Source organism: Virgibacillus halodenitrificans JCM 12304 (assembly GCF_001310895.1).
Taxonomy (GTDB): domain Bacteria; phylum Bacillota; class Bacilli; order Bacillales; family Amphibacillaceae; genus Virgibacillus_Q; species Virgibacillus_Q halodenitrificans.
The window spans coordinates 100,507-116,870 of the sequence record NZ_BAZS01000007.1 but is presented as its reverse complement, the minus strand read 5'-3'; the positions used below and the strand labels follow the sequence as shown (position 1 = coordinate 116,870).

General features: G+C 35.8%; 17 protein-coding genes, 1 rRNA gene and 1 pseudogene. 5 read left to right on the top strand and 14 right to left on the bottom strand.

What is annotated here, in order from left to right; genetic code table 11:
• The 12 genes from JCM12304_RS19335 to JCM12304_RS06195 form a co-directional block, all read right to left on the bottom strand.
• Positions 1-80, bottom strand: a 16S ribosomal RNA gene (locus JCM12304_RS19335); the annotation flags it as partial.
• A 582-nt stretch (positions 81-662) separates the two neighbouring features.
• Positions 663-1,100, bottom strand: a complete 438-nt coding sequence (locus JCM12304_RS06245; RefSeq protein WP_060679149.1) for a CBS domain-containing protein — start codon at positions 1,098-1,100, stop codon at positions 663-665.
• 86 nt (positions 1,101-1,186) lie between these two features.
• Entirely contained in the window at positions 1,187-2,158 is a 972-nt protein-coding gene (gene uvsE, locus JCM12304_RS06240) for a UV DNA damage repair endonuclease UvsE (protein ID WP_060679146.1), read from the bottom strand.
• 107 nt (positions 2,159-2,265) lie between these two features.
• On the bottom strand, positions 2,266-3,390 hold the full coding sequence (locus JCM12304_RS06235) for a Ger(x)C family spore germination protein (RefSeq protein WP_060679144.1): 1,125 nt from the start codon (positions 3,388-3,390) through the stop codon (positions 2,266-2,268).
• A gap of 10 nt (positions 3,391-3,400) precedes the next feature.
• Positions 3,401-4,828 carry a spore germination protein gene (locus JCM12304_RS06230; RefSeq protein ID WP_060679142.1) on the bottom strand — a complete coding sequence of 476 codons (1,428 nt, stop codon included), beginning with the start codon at positions 4,826-4,828 and terminating at the stop codon, positions 3,401-3,403.
• Positions 4,825-5,898, bottom strand: coding sequence for a GerAB/ArcD/ProY family transporter (locus JCM12304_RS06225; protein WP_019378926.1), 1,074 nt, complete (start codon positions 5,896-5,898; stop codon positions 4,825-4,827). Before JCM12304_RS06225 ends, JCM12304_RS06230 begins: the two co-directional genes overlap by 4 nt.
• Positions 5,899-6,023: 125 nt before the next feature.
• Complete coding sequence (locus tag JCM12304_RS06220) at positions 6,024-7,514, bottom strand: PH domain-containing protein (protein WP_060679141.1); 1,491 nt, start codon at positions 7,512-7,514, stop codon at positions 6,024-6,026.
• Positions 7,511-8,017, bottom strand: a complete 507-nt coding sequence (locus JCM12304_RS06215) for a PH domain-containing protein (RefSeq protein WP_060679139.1) — start codon at positions 8,015-8,017, stop codon at positions 7,511-7,513. Before JCM12304_RS06215 ends, JCM12304_RS06220 begins: the two co-directional genes overlap by 4 nt.
• A gap of 119 nt (positions 8,018-8,136) precedes the next feature.
• Positions 8,137-9,630, bottom strand: a complete 1,494-nt coding sequence (locus JCM12304_RS06210; protein WP_019378929.1) for a peptide MFS transporter — start codon at positions 9,628-9,630, stop codon at positions 8,137-8,139.
• Between the two features lie 147 nt (positions 9,631-9,777).
• Positions 9,778-10,380: a Dph6-related ATP pyrophosphatase gene (locus JCM12304_RS06205; protein ID WP_060679137.1), complete on the bottom strand. Its 603-nt coding sequence runs from the start codon at positions 10,378-10,380 to the stop codon at positions 9,778-9,780.
• Between the two features lie 78 nt (positions 10,381-10,458).
• Positions 10,459-10,707 carry a stage VI sporulation protein F gene (locus JCM12304_RS06200; protein WP_019378931.1) on the bottom strand — a complete coding sequence of 83 codons (249 nt, stop codon included), beginning with the start codon at positions 10,705-10,707 and terminating at the stop codon, positions 10,459-10,461.
• A gap of 103 nt (positions 10,708-10,810) precedes the next feature.
• Positions 10,811-11,041: a YppG family protein gene (locus JCM12304_RS06195; RefSeq protein ID WP_060679135.1), complete on the bottom strand. Its 231-nt coding sequence runs from the start codon at positions 11,039-11,041 to the stop codon at positions 10,811-10,813.
• A gap of 137 nt (positions 11,042-11,178) precedes the next feature.
• On the opposite strand from JCM12304_RS06195, the gene JCM12304_RS19715 reads away from it, so the two are divergent.
• Together JCM12304_RS19715 and JCM12304_RS06190 are read left to right on the top strand one after the other, a co-directional pair.
• Positions 11,179-11,325 (top strand): hypothetical protein, encoded by a 147-nt coding sequence (locus JCM12304_RS19715; RefSeq protein ID WP_218185772.1) that lies wholly within the window; start codon positions 11,179-11,181, stop codon positions 11,323-11,325.
• A gap of 73 nt (positions 11,326-11,398) precedes the next feature.
• Positions 11,399-12,175, top strand: a complete 777-nt coding sequence (locus tag JCM12304_RS06190) for a DUF2268 domain-containing putative Zn-dependent protease (protein ID WP_060679132.1) — start codon at positions 11,399-11,401, stop codon at positions 12,173-12,175.
• 97 nt (positions 12,176-12,272) lie between these two features.
• Here JCM12304_RS06190 and JCM12304_RS06185 read toward each other — a convergent pair whose 3' ends face one another.
• Positions 12,273-12,623, bottom strand: a complete 351-nt coding sequence (locus JCM12304_RS06185; protein WP_369813140.1) for a hypothetical protein — start codon at positions 12,621-12,623, stop codon at positions 12,273-12,275.
• A gap of 196 nt (positions 12,624-12,819) precedes the next feature.
• On the opposite strand from JCM12304_RS06185, the gene JCM12304_RS18990 reads away from it, so the two are divergent.
• Together JCM12304_RS18990 and JCM12304_RS20310 are read left to right on the top strand one after the other, a co-directional pair.
• Positions 12,820-12,924, top strand: coding sequence for a YjcZ family sporulation protein (locus JCM12304_RS18990; protein WP_019378935.1), 105 nt, complete (start codon positions 12,820-12,822; stop codon positions 12,922-12,924).
• An 84-nt stretch (positions 12,925-13,008) separates the two neighbouring features.
• Positions 13,009-13,092, top strand: a pseudogene (locus JCM12304_RS20310) (YjcZ family sporulation protein); the annotation flags it as partial.
• Between the two features lie 79 nt (positions 13,093-13,171).
• Here JCM12304_RS20310 and JCM12304_RS06175 read toward each other — a convergent pair.
• Positions 13,172-15,895 carry a UPF0182 family membrane protein gene (locus JCM12304_RS06175; protein WP_060679131.1) on the bottom strand — a complete coding sequence of 908 codons (2,724 nt, stop codon included), beginning with the start codon at positions 15,893-15,895 and terminating at the stop codon, positions 13,172-13,174.
• A 195-nt stretch (positions 15,896-16,090) separates the two neighbouring features.
• Here JCM12304_RS06175 and JCM12304_RS06170 point away from each other — a divergent pair, with 195 nt between their 5' ends.
• Positions 16,091-16,324: a TM2 domain-containing protein gene (locus JCM12304_RS06170; RefSeq protein ID WP_060679129.1), complete on the top strand. Its 234-nt coding sequence runs from the start codon at positions 16,091-16,093 to the stop codon at positions 16,322-16,324.
• The last annotated feature ends 40 nt before the right edge of the window (positions 16,325-16,364 follow it).

Sequence of the window (16,364 nt, the reverse complement as noted above, 5' to 3'; positions counted from 1 at the left end):
CCTTGCTTCCCGCGCTCGACTTGCATGTATTAGGCACGCCGCCAGCGTTCGTCCTGAGCCAAGATCAAACTCTCCAAAGAAAACTAGCTTTTGATTTTATCAAAAGCGTAGTTGCGCTTGTGCAACGAAGAAACGAGTTCTTCTTGCCATAAAAGTTTGAATAAGATCGACACCAATCAATCTTATCTCATGTCTTAGCTGCAGAAGCAATAACTTCTGGCTTTTTAAAAATTAACGAAAAACGTCATGTTTTTCTTGACATACTGGTTGTTTTGTTCAGTTTTCAAAGAGCAAATTAGAGTGTCACTTCAAAAAAGCGACTTTAATATCATACCACCCAGAGAATAATGTGTCAACAACTTTTTTCATAGTTTATAAGTTTCACATTGTTCTCCCAAATTGGCGACCCAATTAATATACCATATATTAATATACGAGGTCAATATGTTTTTTTCGAATGATAATGAATGGGATGTGCTGAAAAATTTGTATTCTGTTTGAACAGCGAGATTAATATTACAGCCCATGCCTTTGCTTGTCAACTATAAAAAATAGCTACACTTATTTATATACCCACTCTATACTATTATAAAACATAAAGTTGTTGCCAAATTATAATTTGGCAACAAATTGGTAGAGAAGTTAAAGCATTTCATTTATCGTTACTTTTGAGGACTAGATGGTGTTGAAATATCTGTCAGCGTTTGTTCAGCTTGTTGATTATATTGATCTTCTACTGCAAGGTCCCCTAAAGAAACCATTCCAACAATTTCTCCATTTTCTACAACCGGTAAGCGTCTAATTTGTTGCTGAGCCATCATATGGGCAGCCTGTTGCACATTCATTTCAGGTGTACCTTGAACAACTTTCTGTGCTGTCATTACTTCTGAAACTGGTGTCTGGGACGCCTCTCCTTGTGCTGTCGAACGAAGCGTAATATCGCGGTCCGTAATAATGCCAGTCATTTGCCCATTTTGATTAACAACAGGAACTGCCCCAATGTTATTCTCACTCATTATCGCAGCTGCTTCCTGTATCGACTGTGTTTCCTTCACTGTAAATACATTGGATGTCATAATGTTTCTTAATTGTTGATTCATGCAATAACCTCCCTTTCACTACATAGGGTGGTTGTTCTTGACAATTATATTATAGGTAGTTTTTACAAATATAAAAGTTCCTCATTTTATTTAATTAAAAAACTTCCTCCATCCACTAGTTCCGCTTCAGAATAATTTTGAACTTCCTTCATTAATTGAAATAAAGCTTTGTCCTTTTGCTTTGCTTCAATCATGCAATCTATTTGTTGAACACTCCCTTTAATTACCTTAAGAAAACCCATAAACATTTCGCTGTTAATAAAATCAGCATGAGATCTGTAATTAGATTCCGATTTCGGACTTGAGATGTGCATTTTAATAGGTAAGCTTGAATGTTCCCACGTTTTAAGAATACGTGGCCAATGCTCCTCCCAACGTTCACCCTTTTTATGATTGGCAAAATGATGATGAATATCAAAAACAAATGGGACTCCTAATTTTTCACAAAGAAACAGTGTATCACTAAGATCGAAAGTCTTATCGTCGTTTTCTAAAATAAGCATCTTTTGTAAATCAGCAGAGAGAAATCCCCAATTATGAATAAACTGTTCTAACGCTTTTTCCTTATTGCCATACGCACCTCCTACATGCATGACACACCGATGCTCTGGATGTATCCCCATACCACTGAGTAAACGTTCATGCATTCTTAGTGTTCTTACAGCCTGATTAAAGACATCTTTTTTCGGTGAGTTGATTAACACAAAGTGATCTGCATGGAAGTCCACTCTCATCCTAGGATGACTTTCTAAAAACGCACGTATGTTATGGAGACTTTCTTCTAAGTGCTTTACATAATTCCACCTTGGTATTTCTGGATGATTTACAAGAGGAATTAACTTAGATGACATACGATAAAAATGGATACCATGTGCAACATTATGTCTTAATAACCGTAGAAGATTAGCTAAATTCGTTGCTGCAATTTGAACTATTTTTCTTAAGGCAGCATTCTTATCTTCTATTTGTGAATAGCGGGAAAAAGTCATTGTTTTTGATGTAGAGCTATTTTTTACGTGCGTACTTATTGCTGAATAGCCTAAACGAACTAAAGTCATTGCGGCACCACCTCCATACTAACTATTGATCTTAAACAATCACGCTATGTCACATTCTTTTGAAATAGATGTTTGTTAACTTCAATACTTAAATTTTCCAAACCCAATTATTTAATTTTCCCTGCACCTGAATGCCGTAAATAAACATCTACTTTCGGATTAAGTTTAATCGTTTTCAAATATAGCCCTTCGTTCTTTAACTGCTTCCACAACTTGTAATCTTCCCGGTACAACTCATACTCTAAGTTTAGAAAGTCAACCCCATCCTCTTTGCCCAATTCATAAAAATCAATGATTTCCTTTTTTATTAGAGAAGAAATTTTTTTACTTATTTCATTATTATTTAAAGAGGCTCGATTCTTTTGGTTTGTTACATAAGAATCAAACTTCACGTTATAATCTACTTGAGGCTTTCCTTTTTTCCTATGATATTGTTTGTTAATTCGAATATTTTCTATTACAACAAGCAATTTACTATCTTGATACGGAATTGTGACTGAAGTCCGCTTGGTATCTGGGGTTGCCCACCGTATTGACCTAATTTCATCCAATTCATAATACTTATTAACTCCTTGCTGCCCCATAAAGAAAGCACCATCAAAAGAAAGCTTCGGATCATCTTCCTGATTTTGTTCCCATTGCTTCTTATTTACATAGAGAGAAGGTAAAAAGGTTGTAAAAGCTGGTTCTGTTATTTCTCTTGCGTACTGATGAAGCTTTATAGGTCGAATAATAGAATCCTGTTCTTCAATATTTTCCGGGTTATGCAAAATGGTTTCAGTAGGAGGCTGGTTAAAAAAACCTGGTGTTGACATTATCTCGGTCATATTTCCTTTCACACCAAATATCCAAGGTGTTGGACGGAATTCATGATAGCGAAGAATTCCGTCCAAAATATCATCAAATCCTTCTTTAATCGCTGATTCATCAAGTATAATACTACTTACATGAGACCAGATAATTCTCTCTTGAGCAGTATTATACAAATCAAACAAGGCATCATTAAAAGTTTCCCCAGACGATTCAGAGACAAGAATTTGACTTGTAGCACCTTGCGCACCCTCTACATTCGATAAACTGTTTAGCCCGACCATCTGGACATGAGTAACATATCTTCCTTCTTTGTATTCAATGCCTATTGCAGTAGCATAGTTCATCTTTTGAATTTCTTTAATGTCACTACATCCCATAAGCAACAATAAGCAAATACAAACTATAATTAGCTTCTGCATATTCCATACCTCATTTCTTATTATGAAGAGTATTTGGCTTTCTTTTTCTTAACAATGTAAAGAAGATTGAAGAATTAATTTTTTTCCAGTTAATCTCAGTAATTGGCTGTACATAAGATATACCGAATGACTCCAGTCTACACAAATAGACTAAAATACTTATTAATCCAAGAATAAAACCATAAACCCCTAAAATAGCTGATGTTAGAATTAGATAAACGCGCAGTATACTCACACTAGCTACGAGCGATTGGTTTACTAATGTATAGGTGGAAACAACAGAAACAGCAATTACTACAATTAAAGTTGGGGAAGCTAAGCCGGCTCTAATAACCGCATCACCAATAATTAAACCTCCAACCACTGTAATCGTTTGCCCAATAGGCTTAGGCATTTGAATACCTGCTTCTCGTAAAATTTCAAACAGTACCAGGATGAAAATAAATTCTAAAGCAAACGGTAACGGCATTCCTTGCCTGGATTCCACTATTGTGGCCAATAAATTAAGAGGAAGTTGATCTATGTTAACTGAAGTGATGCTTACCCAAAATCCCGGCAAAAAGATTGCCGCAAATAGCCCCATAACTCTAAATATCTTTTGAAATATAATTATTTGAAAGGAATAGTGAATATCTTCTGGTGAATTTAATAATTCGAGCAAATTAACTGGCCCAATTAACACTAAGGGTGAGCCGTCCACGATAAGTATAAACTTTCCTTTTAATAAAGACTCGACAACAAAATCCGGACGGGCTATATAGTCAAATAAAGGAAATAGGGAAAATGTACGGTCAGACAACCATTGCTCCAACTGCCCACTACTTATAATACTGTCTACTTGTATTTTTTTGAGACGGTGATCTATTTCTTTAATAACTTTAGAGTTAGCCCTATTCTTCAAATAAAGCAAAGATACCTTCGTCTTACTTATACTCCCTAATTCAAATGCCTGATTATACAGTTCTTTTGATTTTAATCGTTTTCGAATTAATGAAACATTTACATTAACTTCTTCAGTAAAGCCATCTCGCGGGCCTTTAATCGATATTTCTGAGGTGGATTCCTCTGGCTCTCTTTTAGGTATCTTTGAAATATTAACTGTATAAAAGAATGTATCTCCATCTTTATATAAAATTAATAAACCAGAGAACAAGCTCTCAATCATTTCATCCAATGAAGTCAGAGAGGAAATAGGCGGTAAGTTTTTACTGGCTTTCTCCAATTTATTGTCTAAAATAGCTTGCTCAACAGCTTCCGAAAACTCATTAAGCTGCGTAGAATCAATCATACCTTCTGCATAGTACATCGAAACCTTTCCTTCAACCGTTTGAACATCAGCATAATTAACAAAAAACCGCTGAAGATCTGCTGATTTTAAGCGGCCTTTGGTCAGGGCTTGATTAAGCTTAGTTAAACTGGTTATTTTTTGGTTGCTCATGAGCTAGTTCCTCCTCTTTTAAAGTAGCTTGCTATTAGAAGAAAAACAGTGATAAAGATTGCGAAGATGAACGAATAGAAATAAAAATATCTCTCCATAATTGTCTGTAAATACACATCAGCATTTGGATGCATCATAATAATTAAAATGAAGATAGAATAAGCTCCAATTAGAATCCGCCTAAATTTTAGAGAAGGATTCTCCCAGATACTCCACAATAGATAAATGCTTAACGCCATGCGAATGATCGAACCAGCCAGTAATTGAAAAACAGCTAGAAAATCAACATGTGAAATGGTCTCACCAATACTAACCAATCGCCATTGTTCAAAAGCAGGAAAACGCATTTCCGATGCAATTTCCGGACCAAAAGCTGCGATTGCGCCAGTGGTTGGTCCTATAACAAGAATGATTAGAGTAGTTATTATCACAAAAAAATCCAATGAAGAATATTCCTTTTTCATCTGGTTTTGAATGAGAAATAAAAACAAAATGTCCGCATTCGCTCCAACAACCATAATAGCGCCTTTAAAAATCGGTTCCATCCCATTTGTAAAAATAGGGAATAATAAGGAATAGTCCTTTTCCGCCATTGTTGATAAAGCTACAAACAACCCGAGTATGATAACCAGTGGAGATAGTATTAGAGCCAAGTAAACAAGCGTTTTAAGATTTTTATAAGCAATACACACAGATAATAGAAGGAAGGCCAAGCCTGTAAAAAGAATTGGGGTTCTTGGTAAAAAATATATTTGTATAGTGTTTACCAAATCATTAAATGTTATTAAGCTAGTGATTACTATGTAAAAAGAAAATAAAGATAAGAGTGTATAAGTGATAACCCTCCCCATTTTCTTTTGTGACCATACGAGCAAAGAGTTTCTGTTCATTTTTTTCAATATAAACTTTAAAATAATTCCCCAGACTAACAGAAAAAAGTATGCAATTAATGAGGCGATCCAAGCATCTCTATTTGAAACACTAATTAAATGCGGCAATAAGATGACATGATTAGAAATTCCAACATACAATATAATTAAAAAGAATAATTGAAACCGAGAGAATTTCATATAGAGCCTCCAATAAGACTAAAATTCTCTACATAGTATTTTCTAATACCAAATGTTTATTCAAAAAGTTTCAAAATCAAAATAAAAAAGCTACCAACGATTGGCAGCTTTTTTATTTACTTAAATTATTCATGCTCTACTTCTTTTTCTCTTTCCATATACCAAGAATAAAATAGTGTAGAAAAATTTACCGGAACATCAGTAAGGGTGTTATGATAAACTGGTTTAGCTCTATTTACAGTAGTGACAGTAGCGAGACCTAAAAACTGTTGAATTAAATTACTAGAAACCCCAACTTCGATAATTTTATCTCTCCGTGACAAAAATGTGGTAGTTGTAAATCCACCTTTTCTGAACTGAATAAATCGCCCTTTGACTAAATATCCTGTGTGATAATAATCCAATATCCTCCCAAATACAATAAGCGTCAATAATAGAATGGAAAGAATTAACCAGGTCATTTCCATCTGAAAGAAAACAGGATGAAAGTAAAATAACGCACCAGTTGCCATTACCCAAAACCAGCTCGGTTTTAACAATCGAATACCTAGCGATTTTTTAGGCAGAGAGTACAAATGCGAAGCTACTTCGTATGTTGGCAACAGTTCTGTAATCAGATCATACGCTCTATTTAATGGTAGGAAGGGATATAATGTATTCACTTCGAGTTCTTCCCCACCACTGAAACTTCCTGAACTTGTAAGTTTCACTTCAGCAAGACCAAGCAACCGCTTCATAAATGATTGTGTTACTTCCACAGCCTGCACTCTACTTTTTAGAATGGAAAATTCTGTGGTTTCCATAACTCCTTTTTTTATGTAGATCCTCTCACCATCAGAAGAAATTTCATATTTACCGTATTTTAAAAACGTCCAGGCCATGCCGATTAATAGGGATAGACAGCCAAATACAAGCACAAGAACTACAATCATCCACCAAGCATCCAAAAGATATGACAAATATCCTTCTGCTCTCTTTTCCAAATCAAGTACTTGATTTATTTTAGAATAGATAGAGCCTAATATAGGAATTAAGACCAAAAAACTTAACGAAGTAAAGGATGCTTTTACAATATCCTTTCTTACAGGCTGAAAATGAACTGTTTTCCTGCTGTCCAGATCACTCCTTCCATTAGAATCTAATTCTTCGAATGAAATGGTGCTTCCTGTCCCCTCACCTTTTTCAGCAATATACTCTTCAAGCTGGTCAGCAGCTGTCCGCTTTATTACAGAAAATTTAACACTTGAATCCTCAGCGGTACCTGTCTCGAAGTGTATGGAAGTTACGTTAAACAGACGGTGAAACAGGGAAGTGTGACGATTTACATTTTGAATTTTGGAAAAGGGGATAGTCTGCTTTGTTTTTTTAAATATACCGTGAAATAGATTAAAAGAAGTTTCATTTACCGTGTATTTATTGGTATACCATTTTATAAAAATAGTAATGAATGTAATTCCAATAAAAATCCAAAAAACTATCCTTGCATAATATATAAAGGTAGAATCAGAGCTAAAATTTAAAATATATAGATAAAAAATAGCAAAAAATGAATTTTTCGCAGTCTTCCACATATCGAATACAATCGTTAATGGGTGATAACGATTCAACTCTTTCATTCCTCTGCCTCCTTCACTTTTGCAAAGATGGCAATTTGGTTTCTTACTTCGATGGCTGTTTTCTCAGGAATACCTGGAATAGTGTGAGAAGTCCCCATTGTCATGATTTCGATAGAAAATAACCCATACTTTCTCAGTAGTGGGCCTTGTTTTGTAGAGACAGCCTGAATTTTCGCCATGGGGATAAGTTGATGTTGTTCAAGAATAGCACCTGATTTTAATTGCAAAAATGCTTCATTCAAATCATAACGCCAATTTTTATGTAAATAATAAGGTCTAATAATTACTGACCAAACAGAATAAACGAAAGTAAGCAATAAGAATACTATAAGAATCCAGCCAATCCATGCTGGCCAAGCAAAATAATAGTCTAAATAAAGCAGAACAGCTAGCAGGAGTAATCCTATCCCCTCTTCAATTGCAGCACTCATCCTCCATACCTTCACAATTGAATTTTCCAGCTTTCTTGTTGGTAGTGGAGGGCCTTTTGTTTCTGTGTTCATAATTTCACCTCTATGTTGTGATCATGTTTTAATACGAATTATACCTCCAAAAAGTTTCAAAGAGAAGAACAATTAAAATAAACACCACTTTTAAATAAAAGCGGTGTTTATTCTGAGTTTTAACGTACGCCTCGCATGTATTTTTGAATTAATGGGGCAAATGCGTACAAGATAATACCAAGCAAGATAGAAAATCCACCGATTACACCGAAATAAATAATTTCGGTGGCTGGGTCATAAAATTTCACAATTTGAGCATTGATTGCTTGTGCAGATGCATTTGATAAGAACCACAAACTCATTGTTTGAGCAGAAAAAGCAGCTGGTGCGAGTTTTGTTGTGGCTGATAAACCAACCGGTGATAAACAAAGCTCACCTAATACAACAATAAGAAAGCTTAATACTAACCAAATTGGACTTACCAAAGAATCTGTTCCATGCATAAATGACGGAATAATCATGATGAGGAAAGACAAGCCTGCAAAAAATAATCCAAAAGAGAATTTTTTGGTTGTTGATGGCTGACGATCTCCTAATTTAACCCATAGCCCTGCAAACATTGGTGCCAGAGCAATAATAAATAGTGGATTTAAGGATTGGAACCAAGATGATTGTATTTCAATCCCTAGAAATTCAAGTTGTGTCCGCTTATCAGCATACTCTGCCAAAATAATGGACCCCTGTTCCTGAATAGCCCAAAACATCATGGCTGCTATAAATAAGGGTATATAAGCTATTAAGCGTGATTTTTCGTCTGCATTAGTTTTCGGACTGCGGTACATAACAATAAAGTAAGTAGCAGGAATCAGGATCCCAAGTATACTTATTAAATAGGTAAACCGGTTAATTGTTAAAATACCTGTTGGAATTGTGATTACAGCTAATAGTGCAATAATAGCTGCCCCTATACCAAAACGACTATATACTTTTTTCTTTTCGTCTGCTTCTAAGGGATTAGGCACATACGTACCGGCAAGCCCTAAATTTTTCTTCTTAGTAATTATGAATACAATTAAACCCAAGAACATACCTACAGCTGCGGTACCAAAACCTAAGTGGTAGTTATATTCCTGACCAAGTGTCCCCACTACAAACGGAGCAATAAATGCCCCCATGTTGATTCCCATATAAAAAATACTAAATCCTGAATCACGACGGTTATCCTCTGGAGCATACATGTCACCAACCATATTGGATACATTCGGTTTTAGTAAACCTGTACCAACAATAATAAGCAACATGGAAATAAAGAAAGCTGTTAAACCAGCAGGAAGTGCAAGAACAATATGGCCGGCCATAATTAATGCGCCACCATAAAAGACTGTTCGTTGGGTTCCGAGCAAACGGTCAGCAATCCACCCCCCTATAATACCTGACATATATACAAGTGAACCATAGATCGCCATGATGGATCTTGCTGTTTCATCTTCTATTCCTAAACCACCATAAGCTACCTCATTGTACATATAGAATAGTAATAAGGCACGCATTCCATAGTAAGAAAACCGTTCCCAAAACTCAGTAAAGAACAAGGTAAACAAACCTTTAGGTTGTCCAAAAAAACCTTGTTGAGGAACACTTCTGACAATTTCCTTTTTATCATGCGTATTCATGTTGTTGTCATCCTCTCCGTTAATAACGCAATTGTCTGAAAATATTTTTGCTAACAGAACTATTTTAGACAAATTGAATACCTACGTCAATAAATTAAGTATTCAAAAGGATGAAAATTTAAATTAGTCATTGAAAATGAGAGAAAGTTAATACAATGAATATGTAAAGTTTGGTCCATCGTATACGCGTGTATGATACTCGCCTGATTCTCCTAATGGGCAAACACTCTGCAGTTGCGTGATATCTTTGATAAACAGTTCATCAATTGATCTGCCTACCCATGCTTTAGGTAATTGGTTATTCACTTTTATAATTTCTGCCTTAAAACCTAGTCTAACAAAATCCTTGAGGAGTTCTTTGGCTTGATTTTCATCTCTCCATAGGGGATAAAACGCCTCCAAACCAGCCTTTTCAGCAATACCTTCTCCCCATATGCGGTGGCCCTCAAGGTAAATGTCACCGTAAGCTATTCCATCCAAACCGTATTTATCTTTGACCTCACTTAATTTAAGAACAAATTTTTCTTCATATGTTGAAAAATCAGTCTCAATGGTATGCAATGGAAGCGCTAGAGCATCTGCCTGCTTCCGAATTTGTTCTATATGTTCATTGTGCGCAAAAGTTTTCATTTCCTCTGTCCAAACGGTTGTCAATAGGCATTCGACTTTTACATTCTTTTTTTGTAAATAATATAGTGCCAAACAACTATCCTTTCCACCACTGAAAGATAAAGCAACTTTGTGTTCCATATATATCCTCCTTCAATAAAATACGATGTTATCTCAACAATAACATCGTATCTATTAACAAGCTATTGATTATTAACTTTATTTCTTTAGCATTTTAGAAATAGTAGAAGCATCTACTTTATTCTTTCCATTTACTAATGTGTTAACAATCATATCTTCTGTTTGCTTACTCACCTTTTTATTTGCTAATTTACCTAATTGCCTGACCAATTTACGAATACTTTTCTCATCCTGCAGATCAGAATTGCTTAGTGATTTGGCAAGATTTTGTATATCATTTCCCTTAACACCAGTTTTTTTCTCTACTTGCTTGATAATATCGTCCATCAAACGCACCTCCCTACTGTTTACACCTTATAATATGAAGGGAATGACACAGCGGGTAGGCTTACGCAAGTGTTTTCAATAATTTGGTTTTCTATCCAGCAATTTATTTACCTATTTTTGTAATGAATTTACTTATCATCGGACTTACTTGACCGTATAGACTATGCATTTGTTGCGCAGTACCAGTAATTTTACTCAAATCCAATCCTCCTTCGCTTGTGCGAAAGGCATCGAGTAAATTTTGCTTAGGTTGCGTTTTAGGTACTTGCCGAGGACGTTGAAACATAAAAGGATTCTCTCTTGGCATTGGCCCTCTTGGTTTTCTTGGGAACATATATAATTCACCCCCCTTTTCATCTTGTATATAGTTTATTCTTTACCCATAAAAACGAGAGGGTGTATGACCATTTGAATGAAAGTGACCTTGAAACCCTTTCTTCATCCTTTGCATAATTTATAATATAGAACAAAATGAAGGCGCCTTTGAATAAGGAAGACAGGCTAACACAAACCGATCCTCTGGCAGCATCTATCTGTTCTGGATCTGGAGTTGCATTCAAAGGTCAACAGATACTACCTGAGCTTCATAATCGCTACCAGGAAGTTCTATCCGCCTAAACTGGTCGTTGGAATCCCTTTATAAGGATATGAAAAAGGTAAAATTTATCTTATAAAAAGTAGAGGTGTTTTTATGGGAGTAGTTAAGACAGATAAATGGTTGCTTGATACTCATGAAAAACCAGTTATCCTTTGCGAAAAATTAACTAATTTGTTTACTAACGCAAGTGCTGAAGACATTTACCATCACCTTTCAGCCTACGGAATGTATACACCACCACTCCCCGATGGTGAGGAACTTATAAAAAAATTACAGAAAAAAGGAGTATGGCAAACAATTCAACATGAATATAAAAAATTACAAAGTGAATGGAATGGCCCTGAGGTTCCCATATTTATTTTTCCATCCGATCCGAAGAACCGACGATTAAAAGATGATCATAACGGAAAAGCAGGTTTGACCTTTAAAGATAAGTTATTTCTATTTGTATCAGAGAATAATACAGAGAAGGAACTTCAAGCATTATTAACCCATGAATATAATCATGTTTGCCGGTTATCCAAAGTAGATAGGAAGGAAAATGATTTTACGCTTTTAGATACCATTATTCTTGAAGGTTTAGCTGAAAATGCTGTTCGTGAACGTTTAGGAGAAGAAAATATAGCTAATTGGACTACCTATTACTCTGAATTGCGGCTTCAAAAACTGTGGGAAAATCTGATATTTCCAAAGAAAAATATGAAAAGAACGCATTCAAGTTATTATTCTACTTTATATGGCGGGGCATTCCATCCAAAGATGGCGGGGTATTGCGTTGGATATCAATTAGTGAAAAAATATGCAGACAATAAGAAAACTACTACCAAGGAAATGCTCGATCTCCCTTCAGAAGCTTTCATTCCCTCTTAAGCGTAATAACGCAATTATCTTGCAAGTAAGGAAGCAAGATAAACTCGTCCCATCATAAGGCAAAGATTTGCCTAACCCGGTTTTAATTTCAAGTTTCTTAGGCAATAAGATAGCTGTCGAGGTCCTCGACAGCTATAACATAGAAGTACACTAAATAAGTTATTTCCTCACCAAAGGAAGAAAGGTAGTAAGGCCAGTGTACCGATTGCACCCAAAGCGAGTCCGTACCCAAATCCTGGACGATATCCAAAACCATATCCCCAGCCGGCCCATAAAATCCAAGCCCAAAACCACCTAGATCTCTTCTACCGCCGAGTGGTTCCAGGTAAACTCGTCGCCGGTCTACATGTCTAATTACTCCACGATGAACCTCACCTCGATGGGTTCTTATTTCCACCGCTTTGCCTTTATAACGTTGACAAAGATTATGATAATGTTGAACAGACATATTTTCACCTCCAACATGCTTAGGACATTATATGTAACTAAAAAAGAATCGTATGGGACAGATGCGTTAGGGTGATTGCGGAATTTGTTAAGAAAATCATTTACTATATTTTTTTGTGAAATTGGGATAATGTCCATAACATCGTGAAGTTCTTTACATAAGATACAATGTAAGCAGATATGGAGGTGGTTTACGAATGAGTGGTTCATATGGTGGCTACGGCGGAGGATTCGCCTTAATTGTTGTGCTGTTTATTCTGTTAATAATTGTAGGCGCATCTTATGTAGGATACGGATACTAAAAAATAAAAGGAGGAAGTTATATGTTTGGTAATTATGGATGTGGCTGTGGCGGATACGGCTATGGAGCACCTGTAGGAGGATACGGCGGCTATGGAGCCGGAGGCGGTTTCGCCTTAATTGTAGTATTGTTTATCCTTCTGATTATTGTAGGTGCTGCTTGGTTCTAATATTCAAACCAATAAAAAAGGTGTTCTCCCTTCATGGAGAACACCTTTTTTTTATTTGAATGCTGAAACTTTCCTTTTTTTATTCAACTTCATTTAGTCGGCTCTCAATTTCTTTCATGATCTTGCCGGCTTCTTCCCAGTTACCTTCTGATAACTCCGTTTGATAGTTCTCAAAGAGCTCAGAGAATTCGAGGAGCTTTTCATCCGCGTCTGTTATTGGTGAGGATTGGTCCTCGGTGTCACCTGGGTCTGTTGTATCTTCGGATCCTTGTTCGCTTTCCGGATTAATCAGGGCAAGCATTTTATCCAACGAAGCGTCAAAGGTTTCTTCCATTACAATATGATCCTCATAGGCGATAACAACTCTTTTCACTTCTGGAAGTGATGTTTCATTAGAGGACTCTATATAAATTGGTTCTACATACATAACGGTATCTTCAATAGGAATAGCTAATAGGTTTCCTCTAATTACTTTAGAACCACCCTGAGACCACAGGTTAAGCTGCTGTGAAATGGTGCTATCCTGGTTAATTCGATTTTCAATTTGTTGCGGACCATATATGTTTTTTTGCTTAGGGAAACGATAAACAAAAATTTCACCATAATTCTCTCCGTCATTTCTTACCCCCATCCAAGAGATCATATTCTGACGTTTTTTCGGGGTGTAGGGCATCATAAGAATAAATTCCTCTTCATCGTATTCCGGAAGCTTCATCGTAATGTAATATGGCTCCATTTCTATGTCTTCATTGAAATATTTTTCTGTTGGAAACTGCCAAAAGTCTTCCCTGTTATAGAAAACTTCTAAGTTAGTCATATGATATGTTCCATACTTTGCTGCTTGAATAGAGAATAGTTTTTCAGGATAACGGAAATGTTTTTTTACATCTTCCGGAATTTCTTTAGTAAACAGCTCTGGGAACATATTTTCATATGTCTGTAATAATGGGTCATCTGGATTTACAATATAATAATTGACTTCACCGCTATATGCATCAATCGTTACTTTTACAGAATTACGAATGTAATTTTTGTTCTTCTCGTAGTTTTCTGCGTACGGGTAATTATCAGTTGTTAAATAAGCATCAATCATCCACGCCAGAGTACCATCCTCACGAACGAAAATATACGGATCTTCGTCATATTCAAAGAAAGGAGCAATTCTATTAACTCTGTCCATGATATTTCTGGTTTCCAACAATTGGCTATCGCTTGTTATTTGATCTGAGACAAGCATACGCATAGATCCTTCGCTCAAAGTAAACAACAGTCGGTTTACACCAGACAATTGAATGCCTAAATCCGCTTCGTATCGATTAGCAACATTCTCATCCCCGGAAGGATAGTCAAATTCATCAACTTTTGAATTAACAATCACATTTTCATATTTTTCTTCCCCAAAATAAATTTGTGGTCGACTTATATCAAGTACACCTTCAGGAGGGAGATTTTTCATCATATATTTCGGCTGGCCTTGTTGGGTAACTTGATTAACATGGCTCATTGCCATGCCATAACCATGCGTGTATCTCAGCTTTCGGTTCACCCAGGTCTTCGCCTGTGAAGGAAGATCTCCAGTGCTTAATTCTCTTGCACCAATAAATACTTGTTCATATTCTCCATCGATTTCATATCTGTCAATATCAATATTATTAAATTGATAATACGTACGGAAAGTTTGTAATTGATTGTACACATCCAAAATGGGTCTTGAATCATTTATTCGGACGTTTTCTATCGTTTTTTGATTTCTTTCAATCATCTTTTCATCAAGAGAATCATTACCAGGATGTTCCTTTTCCTTAATTTGATCGAGATCATATGCAGCTCTTGTATATTCAAGATTATGCTTTAAATAAGGCTTTTCTTTAGAAAACTCATTAGGAGAAACAATAAAGTTTTGTACAACCACAGATGCTAATTGTCCTCCTATTACTAAAATCACATACACAATGACAGGAAGCAGCATGGATGAAAGCTTCTTTCTATTAAGAGCTATAATCATCCAAATACTTCCAATTACAGCTACAGCCGCTAATGCATATGATACTGGAATATTTATAATTTTATCTGTATAGCTTATGCCATGAACAACGCTTTCTTGGAAAATATTCACTTGATTTGTCAGCAGCGACTCATATGGTGTAAGTAAGTGCATTCCAGCCAATAGTAAACCAATGAAGCCAAGCGTTGTAGCTAAATGGATCTGAGCTGACCGACTCATACGGTATAAATTAAAAACGGAATATGCGCCAATTTCCAGTAATAAAAAGAAAATAGCAATGCCAAGCAAGATATTAATGACAAACTTTACAAAAGGAAGTATAAACATATAAAAAGATATGTCTAAGTTAAAAAAAGGATCTGTCTCTCCAAAAGAGGCATAGTTTAATAGTTTTAATGCTGGTTCCCAGCCAACACCCTGAACAATCGAACTGCCGAATGCTCCTATTAAAACTGCTATACCAGCTATAATCAGTCTGCTCATTTTTTTGTTTGTTAGAACAGGGGCCAGTTGATGTGCATCAAAATGCCCTGTGTATGTATTTCTAATCCAAGATAAAGTAAAATAGGTTAAAATAAAGTATAGAATGAAACCTACTGCACCGAGTATTACTTTACTGCTTAGAATCGTTGTATAGATACTTTCAAACCCCAAAGAATCCATCCATATATAATCTGTAAACCAACGGTAGGAGAACAAACCGATTAGAGCAATTACAAATAAAGCACCGAGTATTTTGCCCAATCGAGTACCTACCTTTCCCATTCGATTCGTTCTCAGTTTCTCTTTAAAATTCAATGATAAACCCCCTAGTATTTAAAACTATTAACTCTTATACGTAAAAGAGACGTAAAAGTTTCAGTTATTCATATAGACAAGTACACATGCTGAGGAATTCCAGATCACTTGACTATTCATTAATAGGATAACATAATTGATACATTATTAGCTTAACTATATTGATATAAAACTTTTCTACAAGGAGGGGAATAAATGCCTCAAAAAAGTTATGCTTTAGCATATATTTTATGGTTCTTCTTTGGACAAATCGGTGTACATCGCTTTTACACAGGAAGAATAGGCTCCGGCATTGTACAATTGTTAATCGGGTTGATTGGCTGGGCTACAACATGGCTATTGATTGGCTGGCTGCCACTTGCTTTTCTTTGGCTCTGGTTATTTGTAGACATATTTTTAATCCCCGGCATGTGTCGAAATCCGCGCTAAATACGCTTGTTAGTGCTGCTATGAAAAAGATGTTTACTTG